Source organism: Neobacillus sp. PS2-9, from assembly GCF_030915525.1.
Taxonomy (GTDB): domain Bacteria; phylum Bacillota; class Bacilli; order Bacillales; family Cytobacillaceae; genus Neobacillus.
Window position 1 is genome coordinate 616,119 of record NZ_CP133269.1, and the last position, 17,765, is coordinate 633,883.

A 17,765-nucleotide genomic window follows, 5' to 3' on the forward strand; every position below is an offset into this window, starting at 1 on the left:
AGTGGGGGACTGTCCCTTTTTTGTTTTGGAAGTATATTTTAATATTGACTTTTTTTGTTAATAGATTGAAAATTAATAGAGTTAATTAGGTACGTTAAAGGGGAACAGATCATGCAAAGAGTTAGAATGAGAGAGATAAAGACACCTTTTAAGGTTTTAGGTATCCGCTATTTTATCGGTGAAAATGGAAAATACTATAGAAAAATAGGGGCCAATCACCGTCGATCTATAATACCATTATGGACACAAAAGAAGTTTAAGGTTGGAATGCCTCTACTTTTGGTGCTCGTGTTAGGGTTTGCTGGGTATAAAATCGGAGTCAACTTGGCTTCTGAAAAAATGGTGGATGAAGTAGCTAAGCAGATGCCGCAAGAAGATATTAAGAATTTATTAACGGACCCCAATATCCAACAGATGATTGAAAACGAGGTGGGGGAAGAAAAGAAAGACGAATTCCTTAATAAGTATGCAGTGAATACAGATGAGAATAACGTAGTAAGTTCGTCTCCTGTTACTACAAGTAATGCAGGAAACCAAACAAGTGCAGTAAAAACTGTACAGCAACCAGTAACCAACAACGGAAATTCTCAAACTAACCAACAAGCTCCGGTGAAACCAAAACCAAAACCAAAATTAAAGTTCAATTCCAGAGAACAAGTCAAGAAATTTTTATTAACCAAGTTCTCAATGGGCGAGCTATTGGGGTTTGCTGATAAAGCAAAGGGAGGACTTACACCACAGGTCAAAGCTGAGATTAAAGCAGCTGTAATGCAGCGATTAACAGCGGAAGAATATGAAGCAATTAAAGTTTATGCACTCATCGAATTAAGTAGGTCTTAAAACTAGTTTGGGGACAGTCCCCCAGCGCTTTAGCGCAATGGGGGACTGTCCCTGTTTTTGTAAATTATTTATCATACTGAGAGGAAATGAAGGAGGTTCTGTCGAATTATGTAAAAGTCAAATCGATATTAGAAAGAAGAGGTGTTTAAATTTTGTCAAGAAAGCCACGTGTTTGGATTCCTGGTGCCACGTATCATATCACGAGTCGCGGAAATCGAAAGGCAGCAATTTTTGTAGATGATGCAGATTATCTCACCTATATGGAATTAATCCATAAAGTCAAACGAAAATTTCCGTTTATTCTCCACTCCTATTGCCTCATGCCTAACCATATTCATCTTCTATTAGAAACCATCGATCATCACCCAAAGCACATCATGAAAATGCTCCATACTTGTTACGCCATGTATTTTAATAAACGTCACGAATTGGTGGGGCATCTGTTCCAGGGACGCTATGATGCTCAGTTCATAGATTCGCTTAATTATTTTCTCGAAACCAGCCGGTATGTTCATTGGAATCCGGTTGAAGCGGAAATGGTCCAAAATCCTGAGGATTACCTCTGGAGCAGTTACTCTGCCTTTTTAGTAGATTCCCAGCATCCGTTTGTCACAACAGAAAGAATATTTTCTTATTACCCAGAACCCCAGAGGGATAACTATATTCGGTTTGTGATGAATAAGCAGGGGGACAGTCCCCCAGTGCCTTAATGCTTTAATGTAACGGGGGACTGTCCCCAATTTTTGGGGTTGAAAGTCTGCTGTTTGGCAATAAATAGAGAAAAGAGGTTTTTTGGAGGCTTTTTATGGCAGATTTGAAGTATTTAGAACCGACTGAGCTGCTTGAGAAGATCTATGCCACGCTTTGCTCCGAGTATGAAGATGCTCAGCATTACAAAGATAAAAAGGACCAAGAAGAAATAGAAGTGACGAAACATCGGTTAACAAAGAAGGTATTCAATGAATTTGTAGTGGATGAAGAATACTTTTTAACTATGAAGGATGAGACGTTTAAAGAGAGATACCATTTATATGAAGATGATTTTTTAAAGTTGATCAAAGAATGCAGTGAAAACGGCATTGAATATGACAGCTTTGTACAGATTATTGATGATCTGATCGCTAGTGCCAAGTTTCGAATCCATGCATTTGAGCAGCTAACCGAGGAAATCCAACGTTTGCAGGAGGAGACTGAGGAAGTCGAGGAAGAGGAATAATTTTGGGGACAGTCCCCCGGCGCTTTAGCGTGGTGGGGGACTGTCCCCGATTTATTTTACTTTTGATACTCCGATAGCGAAGTTGTCCCATAGTACACCTTCGACTGCTTCGGCTTGTGTTTCTTCGCATTCGATAATGAGGATGATTTCGGAATGAATCCCTTTTAATTGTCTTTTTCGTTTTTTAATGACTTTTTCTATAAATAAACGAATGAGTAGGCCGATAAGAAACCCTCCAGCTGCTCCTATCAGTCCCCAATATATCGGACCCCAAGATAGTTTGAAACCGATACTAGCGGTAATAACAGAGCAGGCGGTGGCTAATGCCATGCCTATATCGATTAATGTGGTCCCGTCGGAGCGATGAAGCGAATCAAATAGCTTTCTTTCCTCCGTGCGATTATCAAGCGGGACGGCAAATATGTTTTCCTTTTTAATCCCTTTTTTCTCTAATGTCGTAATAGCCAATTCTAGAAACCCAGTCGTTTCAAATGTCGAAAATATTTGCAAAGTATCACTTCACCTTTTGCCCTTTTAAAATACGGAATTTCTTGCTTTGGTAGTTTTCTTTCAAATGGCTTCTAAGATCCTTTTCAAAAAGCTTATTATTTTCAACCGTGTGAATATAAGCATCATAAGTGGCAAACCCGTAATGAGAAGGAATAAACAAGAGCCATTCCGGTTTTAAGGCAGCGGTCGCTTCTTTTATTTTTCCTAAAAAAAGAAGAGAAATAGCTTCTTGCACATGTGAGAAATAGAAGAAAACGACCAGCCAAAAGATGATAAAAAAGGCAGTTAAAATCCTATGAATATAAAGTTGCCCTAAACCTGGGATAAACAGTGACCACATTACGGCGAGGGATGGTTTACGTTTGTCTAGGTAGTTAATTTCTAGTGCACCTAGAGCAAAGGTATTGTAACGGTGGCCCTCGTTGTTGGCTAATTCATATACCCTGTTCATATCGACGGTTGTCCGGTAGCTATCCCAAATACCAAATAAATAAACGGGAATATACATCAAGAGCCATCTCGTGTTTAACACCTCTTTGGCTAATTCGGTGTTCCCCTGGAAGGAAAGAATCATGGCATCATTCACATGGGCCTTAATGTTAATAACGACTTCCCAAATAAACAGAACGTAACCTCGGAGATATTTGGATAAAAGCATGTGTCCGAACCCAGGGAAAGCGGCGGACCACCAGGCAATGATGTAGGGATTTCTTAAATGAATCTGTGATGTCCCGAAAATACTAACATGCGCAATATACCGTCTGGCAGTATTCTGATTTGTGTAGTTATCCATGCTGGCCCCTTTTATGAATTATTTACCATTAGCATGTGCCAGGGGTGACGTTCTTATTCGAAAAAAGGGACAGTCCCCCGGCGCTTTAGCGCAGTGGGGGACTGTCCCCATATTGAACTAGGTTACGGCCGTTTTCTTTTGCTTGGTATACGGCGTCGTCTGCTGTTTTTAGCAGGTGTTTCGGTGGGGTGGTTTCTGTGCTGGCCATGCCTACGGAAAGAGTGATGTGAATGGTCAGGTCGTTGACCAGGAACGGATGGTTTTCAATTGTTTGGCGGATTCCTTCCATCACACTTATACCCTGTTCCTTCGTGCAGGAGGGCAGAATTACGACAAATTCTTCACCGCCGTATCTGGCTAGTATGTCGGCATCTCTTATGTGATCAGAGACAAGACCACTGACCTTTTCTAGAATGACATCCCCTACAAGGTGGCCGTATGTATCATTTACTCTTTTGAAATGGTCAATATCAATAAATGCCAATGACAATGGATACGTCTCTTTTTTCTCGAAAACATATTCCTGATAAAAATGCTTGAAAGCCCTTCTGTTATAGGCCTTTGTTAGCGGATCTTTATTGGCACGATTCCATAATTCAATTTTGTGTATGTACTCATTCTTTAAGTCCTTTACAATCCAAAGCAGCAACAAGCTGAAAAGGATGTTCATGGGTAGTGCCGTCGGTAGAATGAGAAGGAGGTAGTTTTTAACGGAAATTACCCCGAAAATCATCGTAATGATTGTGTTGAGCAGGTTTAGCATAAGAACTATGAATAGTACCTTTTTATAATGGCCCCAGTTTTTTGAAATCCTAATAAGAAGTATTGCAGATAGAGAGAGAACGACCATGTTCATGAAACCAACGATAGCCGCAGTGTTCACTCCAAAGGATAATCGTAACAGGCCTATTCCCACACCAATGGCCAGCATGGTAAGGGGAGTGCGGTAGTGGAGGGCTGCGATAATAATGGGCACGAATCGCAGGTCAAAAATGACGGAATCGTTTAAGTGAATCCCAAAGAACATAGAGCACCAGCCAGTAAAGATGGCAACAACTGCGAAAAAGAGGGTTTTGAGTCCCTTTTTCATGTTCACCAGCAGATGTTTATGAATAAAACTCGATAAGTAGATGATGGAAATGATCATAGCGGCATTAACGAGATATTCTTTAATTGTTATCATTCCGGTTGCCCCTTTGTCCTAGTGATGAAAAATGAAGCCACACTCGTCCATTTCTTCTATTTAGTATAGTAGATTGTTAGTGTCGAATCACGTGTAGTGAATCCGGGTCAAAAAAAGCCGTCCGGTCTAGGGACAGCTTGTACGATTATTTGATTTGGAAAACTCTAGTATGCTAGAGAAACAAGAGGGGGTGAAATAACAATAGACGTAAAGGAGATGACCCCCTCTTTCGACCTATCATACCTATAATTCACTTGTCCGACAATCAGCGTGTGCTGAAATGTCGTATTTTGTGTCTCACATGTCCTTTGCTAACTCTTTTGTGGGGACTGTCCCCCGCTGCGTTAAAGCGCCGGAGGACTGTCCCTTATTTATATCTCAATGATTTCATAGGTTCCCTTTTTATGTTCTTGGCTTAGTTTGTGGGCCTTTTTATATAGGGCATTCTTTTTCCCTGAGGTTAATTCTCCTACGAATTTCACTTTCACTTTTCCTTTCAACTCTGCCCAGAGCTTATTAAATTGTTTTATGTAGGGCTTAAATGTTTCTTCAAAGTTTTTCGCATTAATAGAAATTCCTTTTGCCCAGGCCTGTTGGTCGGTAACAATGACAGCTTTATTTATGTTTTGGTCTTTAATAACGTGTAAAGCATCCAATAATGCAAGATATTCAGAAACTATGGATTTTGTGGTTTCAATCTTCCTTACATTCGAAAAGGACGTTGCCTTATCCCAGTTTTCAACCAGAACTAATCCGCTTCCTGCAAAATGATTTTTAAAATCGTAAGACCCATCAATGATAATAAACGGTACTTCTTTAGGGACTTTCTGACACAAAGGCATTAAGAAAGATTTTTTGGAGTTTTGAGAAGGCTGCATGATCTTCGTTGTGTTCTTAGAACTTTGTGGCCGTGCCTTTTCCGTTCCTGTTGCTGCACCCTGCCGATAATAATCCAGAATATCCTGAACGTGGAAGAAATCCTTTTCTCCGACTCTCTCATATGGCATTTCCTTTTTACATAGACCTACCAGTTTCTCTTTTGTGATCCTTAGTGTTTCCACGATGATTTTTTCCGTGACATATTCTTCTAAAGTGCGTCCCTTTTTATCTCGAAACTCACTCTCAAGCCGCTCCTGAGAGGGTTTGTAAGTCTCCAGCCAGGTCCTTATTTCACTTTCTAAAAAGCGAAATTCATTGCCAATCAAATAGTGAGGCATGCCATCCTGTAAGTAGGCATTCATTTGAGTTCTCGATACTTTTAATTTTTGAATGAGTTCTCCCTTTAAAAGTAAAGCTACCGGGGATTTTTGTTGTGATGTTGTAGCGATTATTCTCACCTGCATTCTTTAATCTACTTTTCCATTGGATGTCTGTTTATACTCATTATATTACCTTAGTAAAATAAAAAAATCCTAATCTTTTACAATTCTCTCATAGATATTGAGGTGAAAACCTATATTGAACAAGGATAAAGTTGTATTTAACTAATCGTTTGATTAGTAGCAGAAAAAGGGAATATTCATAGAATGATGTCATGACCCGGGAAATTTCTCATTTATTGCGGAACAAGAAGGTATTTTGGAAATAGTTTTTCACCAAATTTTTTAAGACAATCTAGGTAGCAATTGCATAAGGGAGCGCTTAAAGCCCGTTCTACTCAAACGTTTGAATAGTATAGCATATAAGGAAATCGGTCGATGTTTGTCAACGGAATCAACATTTATTTAATAAATGTAATAGTCACTCGTACCTACTAATAGTAAAATAAAGGTAAAAACGTCTGATAGGAGAGATGAAACATGGATTGCTTACATATTAGAAAAATGGAAGAGACCGATAAAGAGTTTATTATTGGTTTATCGACTCGTTTTACCGAGTTTGATTTTATGGAGTGGAGGGATCCTCAAGTAATGAAGGATGCTCAATTAAAGATGGCTCAAGAAGCTGTCCATAGCAACGATCCTGATTCTGATATTTTTGTAGTAGAAGATGATAGGAAAAACTTATTAGGCTTTCTACATATGACAAAAAATGTAGATTACTTTTCCGGAGAAGAACAAGGCTATATTTCCTCCATTGCCGTTGCCAAAGAGGGCGAAGGGAAAGGAATCGCAAGGAAGCTGATGGAGAAGGCGGAGGAATGGACAAGAAGCAAAGGATACAAGCAACTAACATTGAACGTCTTTGCACAGAACGAAAGAGCGATCAATCTCTATAAAAAATTCAACTTTGAAAACGAGATTGTGAAAATGGTGAAAGAATTGTAATTTTCGGGGACAGTCCCTCAGCGCTTTAGCGTAACGGGGGACTGTCCCCAAAATGGGGGAATTGATTTGAGTAAAAGAAGAACCAAGAAACAACAAGGAAAATTAGAGGCTGGTGTAGTACTAATCATTTTATTTGTGGCAGGTATAGCTTGGTATCAAACCCACAACCCTATAGTAGCTTTTATTTTTGCATTTATTACCTTTTTAGTTATTCTATGCATCTTAATCTATCAAAATAGTAAACGTAAGGAACGGTTAAGAAACTCTGGTATCACTGAGATTGATGTCATGGATGGAATTCAGTTTGAGCACTATCTTAAGGAACTGTACTTAATGAAAGGATTTTCAGCAGGAGTAACCAGTCCTACCGGCGATTATGGTGGAGATTTACTGCTGAAAAAGGACGGGAAAAAGGTGGTTGTTCAAGCCAAACGTTATTCAAAAGATGTAGGGATCAAGGCGGTTCAAGAAGTCATTGGTGCTAAGTCCTATTATAGTGCAGATGAGGCCTGGGTTGTTTCCAATCGCTACTTTACGAAGGCTGCTATTGAGTTAGCCCAAAAGAGCCAAGTTAAATTAGTGGACCGTGATGAATTGATTGATGAGATTCTAGGAATGAACTCTCGTGTTAAGACAATAAGTCAGACTAAATCTACCCCCGTTATTCCTATTCCTACCATTCCATCGAGCCCTGACTCAAGCTGTGGCAGGTGCGGTAGCCCAATGGTTTTAAGAACTGGTAAGCGAGGAAACTTCCTCGGATGCAGCAGTTTTCCAAAATGCCGGTACACGAAAAACATAGAAGGGGACAGTCCCCCAGCGCTTTAGCGCAACGGGGGACTGTCCCCCTCTTTTTTTATGTCGACAGGTTTTGTAAGATGTTGTAAAATAAACTCTAGTTTATTGTATCTTTATAAAGAACTTATCGTGCTATATTTAGTACAATAGTCCCAAAAATCCTCGGAATTACCCAAATTATGTCACTTTTGAACGAGGACAAAAGTCTCATAATTCTACATAATCAACCACTCGTTTCCGAAACAAACCGAAAATTTATCCGTTTACCTCGGATTTTAAAAAATTATAAAAAATAATTCCAAGAGTAATAGAGAATGTTTCACAAGGGGAAATACACATGATCGTCACGTTAATAAACAAAGAAAACATCAACTCCATCACCTTACCTGAAAAAATCCAGGGGCAGTATTGGATCTATGACACCCATCCCAACACCTCCAAAAAACTGGTCGGGATCGAAGGCGCAAATGGTGAGTGGATTCTAAAGTCTAACAAAGATGCCAAGATTGTTGATTCTTCAGGCACCTCGATTCGAAACACAGTATTACAGCCATTAAGCATTTACCATTTGGCCATCGAGGGCCAAGAACACAAAACACTTGTGTTCGCAGAGCCCAACACAGTAGACCGCCAAACCTTCACCAAATTTGTAGTTGACCAGGATATGGACATTCACATTGGGAGAAACGAGAAAAACCATATCGTCCTATCGAACCAATTTGTCTCCGCCTCCCATGCCAAACTAACTATTTTTAATGGCCAATGGCGCATCGTTGACATGGATAGCACGAACGGGACCTTCGTTAATGGCGTACGAGTGAAAAGCAGCGAATTAAAGATGGGTGACATCATATACATAATGGGATTGAAAATCATCATTGGCAGCTGCTTCTTGGCCTTCAATAATCCGGATGGGATGGTATCCTTCCGTAAAAGTGCACTCAAGCCATTTATCCCACAAGCCGTAGAAACTCCCGACGAAGAAGAGGATGAATTCGAGGCACCAGCCGTGGATTATTTTTACCGATCCCCACGATTTAAAAGAGACGTCGAAAAGGCAGTTTTTAAAATCGATTCACCCCCGCCTAATGCTATTGGGGAAGAAATGCCGATGATGCTGGTGATTGGTCCATCGATGACCATGGGAATGGCCTCCATGGCGACAGCAATTTTCGCCATCAATAACGCCATGGTAACAGGAGATATCTCACGGGCGATGCCCTCTATCATTATGTCAGGAAGCATGCTGCTCGGAACCATCCTTTGGCCTGTTTTATCAAAAAAGTATGATATGCGACGAAGAAGGAAAAAAGAGAAAATCCGCCAGCAAAAATACAAAGAGTATCTAGATAAATTTGCCGTCTTATTTAAGGAAGAGTCCCATAAGCAAGAGGAAATCTTACGGGAAAATTATGTTCCCATTACAGAAGTGGTCCAGCGGATTGAACAGGTGGACCGCAACCTATGGGAACGAGGACCCGGACAAAATGACTTCTTGAAGCTAAGAGTAGGAATCGGGGACGGTCTGTTATCCGCGGACATCACCTATTCAGAGAAAAAATTCTCAATCGATGACGACAACCTACAGGAAGAACTGTACACCTTATGCGAATCACCAAAGGTTCTGAAAAACATTCCGATTACCCTATCGTTATTTGAAGAATATATCACTGGAATCATTGGCTACCGCAAACAAGCGAGGGAATTCGCCAAAGGGTTGATTTTCCAATTGGCGGCACTGTATAGCTATGACGAGGTAAAGATGGTCTTCATTTATGACCAGGAGGAAGAAGCCGAGTTTGGTTTTACCAAATGGCTGCCGCACGTGTGGAGCCAGGATAATAAGTTCCGTTTCATAGCCACGAATCATAATGAGGTGAAGGAAGTTTCCGCCTACCTTGAAAAAGAAATCGACCTCCGCTCGCAAATCAATGAAAGTGAGCTAGACGATGTGACGCCATATTACATTGTGTTTGCGATGAGTAAGAATCTGGCTATCCGGGCTGAGATGCTGAAGCAGGTCTATGCCAAGAAAAAAAATCTCCATATCAGTGTTGTTACCTTTTATGATGAACTGAAAAATCTCCCGAAAGAATGCACGATGGTGGTGGAGGTGGAAGAACACAGCGGGAAGCTCTTCGATAAAGATGATCTCACTGGCCAATCGACGTCCTTTGTTCCTGACATTTACGTTACATCAGACCCAAATGAGCTGAGTGTTAAGCTCGCGAACATTCCGCTGGATACACACGGCCATTCGTTCCACCTCCCGCAAATGGTTACCTTTTTAGAACTATTTGGGGTAGGAAAAGTGGAGCATCTCAATGCGTTGACCAGATGGAAGGACAATGATCCCACGAAGTCATTGGAAGCGCCAGTCGGCGTGGACACATTAGGGGAATTATTCAAGCTTGATTTACATGAGAAATTCCACGGACCGCACGGATTGGTTGCGGGGATGACGGGTTCAGGTAAGAGTGAGTTCATCATGACCTACATTTTATCCCTAGCCGTGAACTACCATCCGAATGAAGTGGCGTTTATCTTGATTGACTATAAAGGCGGCGGCATGGCGAAATCCTTTGAAAAATTGCCACACACGGCCGGCATCATCACCAACTTAGATGGTGCCATGATCAAACGCTCGCTGGTTTCGATTGAAAGTGAATTAAAGCGCAGGCAGGTCCTTTTTGCAGAGGCAAGTAAACTGATTGGCGAGAGCAATATCGATATTTACAGCTATCAAAAGCTGGTTCGTGAAGGCGTCGTGACCGAACCGCTACAGCATTTGTTCATTATCTCGGATGAGTTTGCTGAGTTAAAAACACAGCAGCCGGAGTTTATGTCGCAGCTAGTCAGTGCCGCCCGGATTGGCCGAAGCTTGGGCGTGCATTTGATCCTCGCAACGCAAAAGCCAAGCGGTGTCGTCGACGACCAAATTTGGAGTAACAGTAAATTTAGGGTCAGCTTAAAGGTTCAAGAACGAGCGGACAGCATGGATATGCTGAAGCGGCCGGATGCGGCGGAACTGACAGATACCGGACGCTTCTATCTTCAAGTGGGCTATAACGAATTGTTTGAGATGGGACAGTCGGCCTGGGCAGGTGCTCCTTATTATCCTTCCGATAAAGTGGTGGTGGAAAAAGATAATACTGTCGTGGTCATTGACCGAAATGGCCGCCCAATCAAACAAGCGAAAATTGATAAAAAGAGAAGCCTGTTTGCCAATCCGAAAAAGCAGCTTGATGTCGTGACCGACTACCTGCATATGATTGCGGAGGAAGAACAGATTCGTATTCGCCCGCTGTGGCTGGATCCGATTCCTTCAATGATTTTACTAGATGATGTAAAGCGGAAATATAACGCTCGAAACAATGAGTCATTTGTGCTGAATCCCGTCATTGGTGAGTATGATGACCCGGTCAGACAGCAGCAATGCTTGCTGCGTCTACCGCTTACGGAAGAAGGGAATACGATTGTCTACGGGGTGGCCGGCAGTGGAAAAACCACATTCATCACGACGATGGTGTATTCGCTTATCCAAGAATATACGCCAGACGAAGTCAACATCTATTTATTAGATTTTGCTTCGGAAACGTTACGGGCTTTCGCCAAAGCCCCGCATGTGGGTGATGTGATTCTCTCTTATGAAAGTGAGAAAGTTAGCAATCTATTTAAACTGCTGCAAAGCGAAGTGGAAAAACGGAAGAAGCTGTTCGCTGATTATGGCGGCGATCATGCGTCCTATGTGAAGGCAACTGGCGGGAGGCTGCCATCCATCGTGGTGGCGATTAATAACTTTGCTGCTTTTACAGAAATATACGAGGAAAAAGAAACAGCGGTCAGCTTCCTTTCACGCGAAGGGACCAAGTATGGCATCTATTTCGTCTTAACGGCGCTTGGCACCAATGCGGTCCGGTTCAGGTTGCTGCAAAACTTCAAACAATTGATTACGTTGCAGTTAAATGATGAATCCGACTATTCCACAGTCGTGGGCAAAACGGATGGGTTGTTCCCGTCGAAGTTCAAAGGAAGAGGCTTGGTGAAAAAAGACGCAGTGTACGAATTCCAAATCGCAAGCGTCACCGATGCACCGGTTCTATTTACGTTTATTCAACAGGTATGTCAAAAGCTGCAGGTCGTTTGGAAAGGTCATGCCGCGAAAAAGATTCCTATTTTACCAGAGTATGTGGATTTTGAATTCTTGGCAGACTACGTGGGGCCACAGAAGAGTCTCACCATCCCGATTGGGGTTGAAAAGAACTCCTTGAATGTTCACTACTATCCATTCGGACAGTTCTATGTCTCGATGATTCTATCTGCTGGTACCGAGCATCAGTCCTTTACACATGACTTATCGGTGTTTATGGCAGAGAAATGTGGATTGGATGTAACGATGCTTGATGCGCAGCAGAGCTTTGCTGATAAAAATAACAAGGCAATTACCTACTATTCTACGGTTAAAGAGTTTGAACAAGTGATGGATGAACTGTTTGAGCTGGTAGTCTACCGAAACAACACCTTTAAAGAGGCGTTCGAGCAGGGAAGAGAGATTCCATCCTTTGACCAAAGAGTCATTGTCATCAATAGCATCGTAGCCTTGAAAAATGGTCTATCTGGCCAAAGTGCTGAAAAGCTTGCGTTAATCCTTGAAAAGGGTGAAGCGAAGTATAACCTCACGATTATTTTTGCCGAGCAGGCGAAGAATCTGTCAGGGGTCTCCTATGATAAGTGGTATAAACGCCATATGAATCAGGGGGATGGCATTTGGATTGGCAGCGGGATTACCGAGCAATATCAGCTGAAGCCGTCGAAGACGACGCCCGAACTGCGTGAGGAAATGACCGCTGACTTTGGCTTCTCCTTACAAAAAGGAAAGAGTGTCAAGGTCAAGCTAGTCAATTCTGAAAAGGAGGAGGACAACAATGAATAAAGTCCTTGTTGAAATTTTTCTTCCTGCTGCCAATAGGAGCTTTGATGTGTACCTGCCGCTCGAAAGTAAAATGAGTGAGGTATTGGTCTTAGTATCCACGCTATTAAGTGACTTGTCAGATGGCAAATACAAAGCGATGGGCAATCCTGTCTTGTGTGACGCAGGGTCGGGAATTATTTTCAATATTAACATGGCTGTTGCGGAACTGGGCATTCAAAACGGTTCCAAGCTCATGCTGATATAAATTTTTAGGCTAAGTTAATTGTAGCAGCAATCAGCTGGCAAGCTTACCAAAGCTAAATTTTTCAAAAGAAGAAAGGGGTAAGGAAAATGGGGAAACGAATCAAAGTCACTCCACAAGAACTTGAAACAGCTTCGAAGAAACTAACAGAGCTATCTGAAACGTACACAGGGATTTACACCCAGTTAATGCAGGCTGCAGGAACCATGGGTGAAGCCTGGGAGGGTGAGGATAATCTTGCCTTCGTTGATCAAATCAATGGCTTCAATGAAGATTTAAAAAATATGGCGGATAAACTAGCAACGGCTAGTCAGGCGCTAGAAGCCCAAAGAGCCAATTATGTGGCTACTCAAGAAAATAACATGGTTCAAGTAAGAAAGTTAACAAACTAATAAACTAACATACACGCAAAGGAGTGAAGGGAATGGCTGGGCATATTAAAGTCAATACGGCTCAAGTGGCCGACATTGCATCAACAATTGAGCGTTTAAATAGACAACTAGCAGAAGAATTAAAAACAAGTCAGAATACGATTAAAAATCTTTCGAACACTTGGGATGGTGAAGCAGCCCAAGCAACGATTGCTTCCTATGAAGAGTTCGCGGCGAAGTTCTTCCAGAATTACTACGATATCCTTGATAACTACGTGAAATTCCTACGAATCAACGTCGACCAAGGATACTTCGAAACAGAAAGCGTCAACACCAACCTAGCTGACGCATTCAAATAGGGGGACAGACCCCCGCTACGGTAGCGCGTTACTAAGTCGGGGGACAGTCCCCTGCTACGGTAATGCGTTACCACCCTGGGGGACTGTCCCCCACACCTAAACTTTGAAAACAATACCGTTTGGATAATATAAATATAGATTAAAAAAACAATGGAGAAGTAGCTAATGAAAAAATTCATAGTTAGTATTTTTTTAGTACTTTTAGTGGCAGGAGTGAGTGGATGTATGAGCCAGCAACCGACGAAAGAGGAAAAGAAGACGAGTGAATCAGCGATGCTTTCTTACTTGGATAAGAAGTACGACCAGAACTTTTCGGCGATAAACTATATCCCGGCAAAGCGGGGCTTCAATGACAGCATGAATCTGAACATTTTGGTGGCGAAATCAGAAGACGGCCTACTAGTCAATGTTCGTGAAAGATTGTCCAAACCGGGGAAGTTTTTTGATGATTACCGTAATGCCGTGGCTTCTAAATCCCTTAAGGACAAAATCAATTATGGGTCTATTGAAAACCTGCATCTAGCAAAAACCTATATCACTCTTACACCCGAAGTGGATCTTGACACATTAAAAAATGGTGTATCGAGCGTAGCAAAAGATGATGTCATTATGGTGCATAGCATCGTGTCTATATCGGGTGATGCCGATGAGAAAACGCTAAAGGAATTGTACGACGTCTATCAACAGCTTCAATCCTTAGGTTACGAAGATACAGGCCTTATTGCTGCCTTCTCTGGTGACGAAGCTAAAGCGGAAAAGTATGTAAATAATTTCTTCCTCTATGGCACGCAACCGTGGGAGGAATACGATAAATCGGTAAAACGTGTGCTTAAAGTAAACGAAAACGGATTATCCTACGAAGAATTTAAGAGTCAACTAAAGTAGGAGGATGGACGAATGCCTAATCTAAAAGATGGTTTCGAACAAGTGCGACTAAGCGAACTAAGGGATCAGCAAAATGCCGTATTAAATAAACTAGCCTATGTCGACATCCTAGAAAATTGGAAACCTGGAGAATCATTGTACAAAATGGTTTTACAGGTGGATGCCGATCTTGCTGCAGAACTGAAAGATGCCGGCCTCGGACAACTCGTCATCAAGGATTATATGAATAAAAACGACCGCTCCGGCTTTTGCGCCATTGCGTTCGAAGACCCGAAGACCGGGGAAGTCGGCATGTCCTTCAGGGGAACAGAAGGCATGGATGACCTGCTCCACAACCCAAAGGATATGGCGGATAATACATTAACCGCATCCATGGGGGTCTCGCCACAGTCATTAGAGGCAATTGCTTTTTTTGAAAAAAATGAAGAGAAGAGCGGAAAAAACTATCTTTTTGGTCACTCTAAAGGTGGCGAACTAGCGGCCGAGGTGTACACAACAAATTATACCAATGTTCTTGGGGTTCACATCATTAACCCACAGCCAATCAATCCCTACAAGCTCGGGCCCGATCAATTAGCGGCATTGCAGTCGAAAAAATTTGATGCGGTAGTCGTAAACGGAGACCTTGTATCCTGGTTAGGTCGAACCCCTTACCCCGTTCGCTATGTTGAAAACAATGGCACACAGCCAGGCTTTTTTGGTCCGCATTCGATTGAATCTATGAAACTAGATAATCGTGGCTATGCCGTAATTGAGAAGGATCCTTTTTCAGGCTATGCCTGGCAAGGGCTAGCATCCACCCTAGCGACCGCCGTTATGGGTGATATTCAAAGCCATCTAAGAGTGTATTCCTTCGCCATTAATACGGTGGTCCGCGTCGGGAATTTCATGATCAATGACTTGCCGGACATGGTGCACCAATTCGTGGAATACCTGAAACAGGCCATTGATCAAATTAGAGTGATATCCCATGCTGCAAGGATTGCTTTAATCCAGTTCGTCGGCGGTCTCGTCAAAGGCGTGTCGCTCTTGTTCAAGTTGACCTTCAATGCGGGATACAGATATGCGACCGCCAATCCTTTGATAAAAGTAGATACGTATAAACTACGAAACTACGCCGATCGATTAGAGAGCATAAACAGACGGATTAGCCAAATTGACCGCAGGATGGATTCTCTCTATCTAAAAGCAGGCTTTTCAGATTTATGGAACCTGTTGCAGGCCGATTTGTTCACAGAGGAAAGCTGGAATATCAAGAAGTGTATCTACTATTTAAACGAAACGGCCGATGATTTTGAAACAGTGGAACGGAAGATTATTCAGCAGTTGTAAGGGGGGCTGAGTTATGAATGAAAGTGGGCAGCAGGAGCTTTATTTAATTAAACAAGAGCTTCAAAGTATCATAGATGAGTTAGAAAGTATCGCCTCTTGCATTCACAGTGATTTTGAAGGAATCGGCAATGAAAAATGTTCCTCCAAAGTGAATTCAATTGCCGAGCAGTATCGATTTGTAAAGGGGAAACTGAACAATATAGATACCTCTAAAGTGACTGAAGAGTTCGCTAAAAGTCATGGTGGGGCTGCCACTTCCAAATAAGAATAGAAAGAAGGGGTAACGATGGCTGATTTGATTAAAGTGGATACAGAGCGCGTATCCGCTGCTGCCAAACAGATTGCACAGTACAACCGGAAAATTAGAGACGATTTTTCAGCGGTGGAGTCGGCGATGAAGGCTTTAGCAAACGTTTGGGACGGCACAGCGTCTAGTCAGGCGATAAGTGCCTTTCATGAGTTGAAACAGGCCTATGATGAACCGCGCTACGAAGTGATGAATAATTTTGTGACCTTTTTACACCAGCAGGTGGATCCGGGATATACCCAAACAGAGACAACGAATGTCTCGTTAGCGGATCGGTTCAAATAATAGATTCATTGCTTAAGGGGGAATGGAATTGAGCAACTATATTAAGGTGAACCACCGGGAATTTGAATCGGCGGCCGATGCCATTGACACCTATGTTAAGAGCCACAATAAAAATATGGATGCGGCCGGGCAAGAAGTCAAAACTCTTTCTGCGACTTGGCAGGGGAAAGACAGCACGCAATTTCAGCAACAGTGGGATCAGGTGACGGAGGCGGATTCAACCTCTCGAAACATGACAAAGGCTCTAGAAAATTATGCGGACTTTTTACGATATGCAGCGGGCCAATATAAGGACGCTCAAACAAAAGCGGTCAATCGAGCGAACAGTCTCTAAAAGTAGATTTTGATAGCAGGGGATTTTTATGGGAAAAACGACAGTTGAACAAAACAAAAATGAGTATACGGTCATCAATCGGTTAACGTATCCGGAAGCCATTAATGAACGAGAATTACGGGCCATTGCCGAGGGCGTCATAGAAGGTCTGATTCCCGTAACAACGGAACAAAGCAAAAAGGGCGTTCTTATGAAAAGCACGGTCGAGGATCGGATGACGTTGCAATCGTATTTTAACAGTGTGGTTAATAAGAAGATGTTTTTGGATACGTTGATTCAGTTGGTGGCGGTGGTGAAGGAATGCGAGAAAAAGTTGATGAATGTAAACAATCTTATGTTGAATTGGGACTCTGTTTTTCTTGACCCAAGGACAAAAAAAGTAACCTGCCTATTCTGGCCGATTGTGAACAATCAACACACCATAGTCCCCGCTGAGTTTTTCCGTGACCTTCCGTTCCGCGTTGTTTTTTCGAAACACGAGGATCCTGAGTATGTGGCCGCTTATATTGGCTACTTCAGGTGTCAGGCACCTTTTTCTATTAATCATTTTGAAAAATTTATCCTCGGTTTAATGGGGAAAATAGTAGAAAACAAGTCTCATATCCCATCAGGCTCTACGGGTCCTGAACCGCAGGTACCTAGAGTAGACGAAGCCAAAGGGAATACCGGAAACGTGGCCTATAATCCGCTGGGGAACCGTGGATTGATCGAAAAGGCACCTATTAGTGAAACCACTGTGTTAGGAATGGTTGAGGTGGATGGCGGGACCACGGTGCTTGGGGCCGACTTGTTTGAAGAACCAGCTTTTCCATATTTGGTAAGGGAAAAAACGCAGGAAACGATCCGCATCAACCAACCTTCTTTTCGGATTGGAAAGGAACGTAACGACTGTGATTATATGGTTGCTGATAATAACGCGGTGAGCCGGAATCATGCGGACATCATTACGAGAAATCGCCGCTACTATATTGTCGACAACTGCTCCACCAATAAGACGTTTGTCGATGGACGAGTGATTCCGGTAGAAAAAGAGATTGAAATTTTCTCAGGCACCAAACTAAGACTCGCAAACGAAGACTTTGTTTTTTACATATAGGCAAGGAGCTTGGAA

19 protein-coding genes are annotated in these 17,765 nt (G+C 42.3%); 15 read left to right on the forward strand and 4 right to left on the reverse strand.

The window, feature by feature from the left end:
* The first annotated feature begins 111 nt into the window (after window positions 1–111).
* From RCG25_RS03155 to RCG25_RS03165, 3 genes are all read left to right on the forward strand, one after another.
* Complete coding sequence (locus RCG25_RS03155; protein WP_308082232.1) at window positions 112–840, forward strand: hypothetical protein; 729 nt, start codon at window positions 112–114, stop codon at window positions 838–840.
* Window positions 841–992: 152 nt separating this feature from the next.
* Window positions 993–1,550 (forward strand): transposase, encoded by a 558-nt coding sequence (locus tag RCG25_RS03160; RefSeq protein ID WP_308082233.1) that lies wholly within the window; start codon window positions 993–995, stop codon window positions 1,548–1,550.
* 95 nt (window positions 1,551–1,645) lie between these two features.
* Window positions 1,646–2,056 carry a hypothetical protein gene (locus tag RCG25_RS03165; RefSeq protein ID WP_308082234.1) on the forward strand — a complete coding sequence of 137 codons (411 nt, stop codon included), beginning with the start codon at window positions 1,646–1,648 and terminating at the stop codon, window positions 2,054–2,056.
* 51 nt (window positions 2,057–2,107) lie between these two features.
* Here RCG25_RS03165 and RCG25_RS03170 read toward each other — a convergent pair whose 3' ends face one another.
* The 4 genes from RCG25_RS03170 to RCG25_RS03185 all read right to left on the reverse strand — a co-directional run bounded on the left by RCG25_RS03170 (window position 2,108) and on the right by RCG25_RS03185 (window position 5,885).
* Window positions 2,108–2,566 (reverse strand): hypothetical protein, encoded by a 459-nt coding sequence (locus tag RCG25_RS03170; RefSeq protein ID WP_308082235.1) that lies wholly within the window; start codon window positions 2,564–2,566, stop codon window positions 2,108–2,110.
* 4 nt (window positions 2,567–2,570) lie between these two features.
* Window positions 2,571–3,359: a hypothetical protein gene (locus tag RCG25_RS03175; protein WP_308082236.1), complete on the reverse strand. Its 789-nt coding sequence runs from the start codon at window positions 3,357–3,359 to the stop codon at window positions 2,571–2,573.
* Between the two features lie 85 nt (window positions 3,360–3,444).
* Window positions 3,445–4,542, reverse strand: a complete 1,098-nt coding sequence (locus RCG25_RS03180; protein WP_308082237.1) for a GGDEF domain-containing protein — start codon at window positions 4,540–4,542, stop codon at window positions 3,445–3,447.
* 371 nt (window positions 4,543–4,913) lie between these two features.
* Entirely contained in the window at window positions 4,914–5,885 is a 972-nt protein-coding gene (locus RCG25_RS03185) for a reverse transcriptase-like protein (protein ID WP_308082238.1), read from the reverse strand.
* A gap of 456 nt (window positions 5,886–6,341) precedes the next feature.
* Between RCG25_RS03185 and RCG25_RS03190 the strand changes: the two genes are divergently transcribed.
* The 12 genes from RCG25_RS03190 (at window position 6,342) to RCG25_RS03245 (ending at window position 17,750) form a co-directional block, all read left to right on the forward strand.
* On the forward strand, window positions 6,342–6,809 hold the full coding sequence (locus RCG25_RS03190) for a GNAT family N-acetyltransferase (RefSeq protein ID WP_308082239.1): 468 nt from the start codon (window positions 6,342–6,344) through the stop codon (window positions 6,807–6,809).
* A 66-nt stretch (window positions 6,810–6,875) separates the two neighbouring features.
* Window positions 6,876–7,637, forward strand: coding sequence for a restriction endonuclease (locus RCG25_RS03195; RefSeq protein WP_308082240.1), 762 nt, complete (start codon window positions 6,876–6,878; stop codon window positions 7,635–7,637).
* Between the two features lie 307 nt (window positions 7,638–7,944).
* Window positions 7,945–12,540, forward strand: a complete 4,596-nt coding sequence (gene essC, locus RCG25_RS03200; protein WP_308082241.1) for a type VII secretion protein EssC — start codon at window positions 7,945–7,947, stop codon at window positions 12,538–12,540.
* Window positions 12,533–12,784: a ubiquitin family protein gene (locus RCG25_RS03205; RefSeq protein ID WP_308082242.1), complete on the forward strand. Its 252-nt coding sequence runs from the start codon at window positions 12,533–12,535 to the stop codon at window positions 12,782–12,784. Before essC ends, RCG25_RS03205 begins: the two co-directional genes overlap by 8 nt.
* 86 nt (window positions 12,785–12,870) lie before the next feature.
* The gene (locus RCG25_RS03210; RefSeq protein ID WP_308082243.1) at window positions 12,871–13,173 is read left to right on the forward strand and encodes a WXG100 family type VII secretion target; all 303 of its coding nucleotides are present in this window, start codon (window positions 12,871–12,873) and stop codon (window positions 13,171–13,173) included.
* 32 nt (window positions 13,174–13,205) lie between these two features.
* A complete protein-coding gene (locus RCG25_RS03215; RefSeq protein WP_308082244.1) occupies window positions 13,206–13,511 on the forward strand; it encodes a WXG100 family type VII secretion target in 306 nt (101 codons plus the stop codon).
* 165 nt (window positions 13,512–13,676) lie between these two features.
* Window positions 13,677–14,396: a hypothetical protein gene (locus RCG25_RS03220; RefSeq protein WP_308082245.1), complete on the forward strand. Its 720-nt coding sequence runs from the start codon at window positions 13,677–13,679 to the stop codon at window positions 14,394–14,396.
* A gap of 12 nt (window positions 14,397–14,408) precedes the next feature.
* Window positions 14,409–15,728, forward strand: a complete 1,320-nt coding sequence (locus RCG25_RS03225) for a hypothetical protein (RefSeq protein ID WP_308082246.1) — start codon at window positions 14,409–14,411, stop codon at window positions 15,726–15,728.
* A 13-nt stretch (window positions 15,729–15,741) separates the two neighbouring features.
* Window positions 15,742–15,993, forward strand: a complete 252-nt coding sequence (locus RCG25_RS03230; RefSeq protein ID WP_308082247.1) for a hypothetical protein — start codon at window positions 15,742–15,744, stop codon at window positions 15,991–15,993.
* A gap of 21 nt (window positions 15,994–16,014) precedes the next feature.
* Complete coding sequence (locus tag RCG25_RS03235; protein WP_308082248.1) at window positions 16,015–16,320, forward strand: WXG100 family type VII secretion target; 306 nt, start codon at window positions 16,015–16,017, stop codon at window positions 16,318–16,320.
* 28 nt (window positions 16,321–16,348) lie between these two features.
* Entirely contained in the window at window positions 16,349–16,654 is a 306-nt protein-coding gene (locus tag RCG25_RS03240; protein WP_308082249.1) for a WXG100 family type VII secretion target, read from the forward strand.
* A 28-nt stretch (window positions 16,655–16,682) separates the two neighbouring features.
* Window positions 16,683–17,750, forward strand: a complete 1,068-nt coding sequence (locus RCG25_RS03245) for an FHA domain-containing protein (protein ID WP_308082250.1) — start codon at window positions 16,683–16,685, stop codon at window positions 17,748–17,750.
* The last annotated feature ends 15 nt before the right edge of the window (window positions 17,751–17,765 follow it).

Coding starts and splice junctions, on each gene's coding strand:
- RCG25_RS03235 (WP_308082248.1), top strand. CDS start 16,015: ATGGCTGATTTGATTAAAGTGGATACAGAGCGCGTATCCGCTGCTGCC.
- RCG25_RS03210 (WP_308082243.1), top strand. CDS start 12,871: ATGGGGAAACGAATCAAAGTCACTCCACAAGAACTTGAAACAGCTTCG.
- RCG25_RS03165 (WP_308082234.1), top strand. CDS start 1,646: ATGGCAGATTTGAAGTATTTAGAACCGACTGAGCTGCTTGAGAAGATC.
- RCG25_RS03180 (WP_308082237.1), bottom strand. CDS start 4,542: ATGATAACAATTAAAGAATATCTCGTTAATGCCGCTATGATCATTTCC.
- RCG25_RS03155 (WP_308082232.1), top strand. CDS start 112: ATGCAAAGAGTTAGAATGAGAGAGATAAAGACACCTTTTAAGGTTTTA.
- RCG25_RS03205 (WP_308082242.1), top strand. CDS start 12,533: ATGAATAAAGTCCTTGTTGAAATTTTTCTTCCTGCTGCCAATAGGAGC.
- RCG25_RS03220 (WP_308082245.1), top strand. CDS start 13,677: ATGAAAAAATTCATAGTTAGTATTTTTTTAGTACTTTTAGTGGCAGGA.
- RCG25_RS03225 (WP_308082246.1), top strand. CDS start 14,409: ATGCCTAATCTAAAAGATGGTTTCGAACAAGTGCGACTAAGCGAACTA.
- RCG25_RS03215 (WP_308082244.1), top strand. CDS start 13,206: ATGGCTGGGCATATTAAAGTCAATACGGCTCAAGTGGCCGACATTGCA.
- RCG25_RS03230 (WP_308082247.1), top strand. CDS start 15,742: ATGAATGAAAGTGGGCAGCAGGAGCTTTATTTAATTAAACAAGAGCTT.
- RCG25_RS03185 (WP_308082238.1), bottom strand. CDS start 5,885: ATGCAGGTGAGAATAATCGCTACAACATCACAACAAAAATCCCCGGTA.
- RCG25_RS03245 (WP_308082250.1), top strand. CDS start 16,683: ATGGGAAAAACGACAGTTGAACAAAACAAAAATGAGTATACGGTCATC.
- RCG25_RS03190 (WP_308082239.1), top strand. CDS start 6,342: ATGGATTGCTTACATATTAGAAAAATGGAAGAGACCGATAAAGAGTTT.
- RCG25_RS03175 (WP_308082236.1), bottom strand. CDS start 3,359: ATGGATAACTACACAAATCAGAATACTGCCAGACGGTATATTGCGCAT.
- essC (WP_308082241.1), top strand. CDS start 7,945: ATGATCGTCACGTTAATAAACAAAGAAAACATCAACTCCATCACCTTA.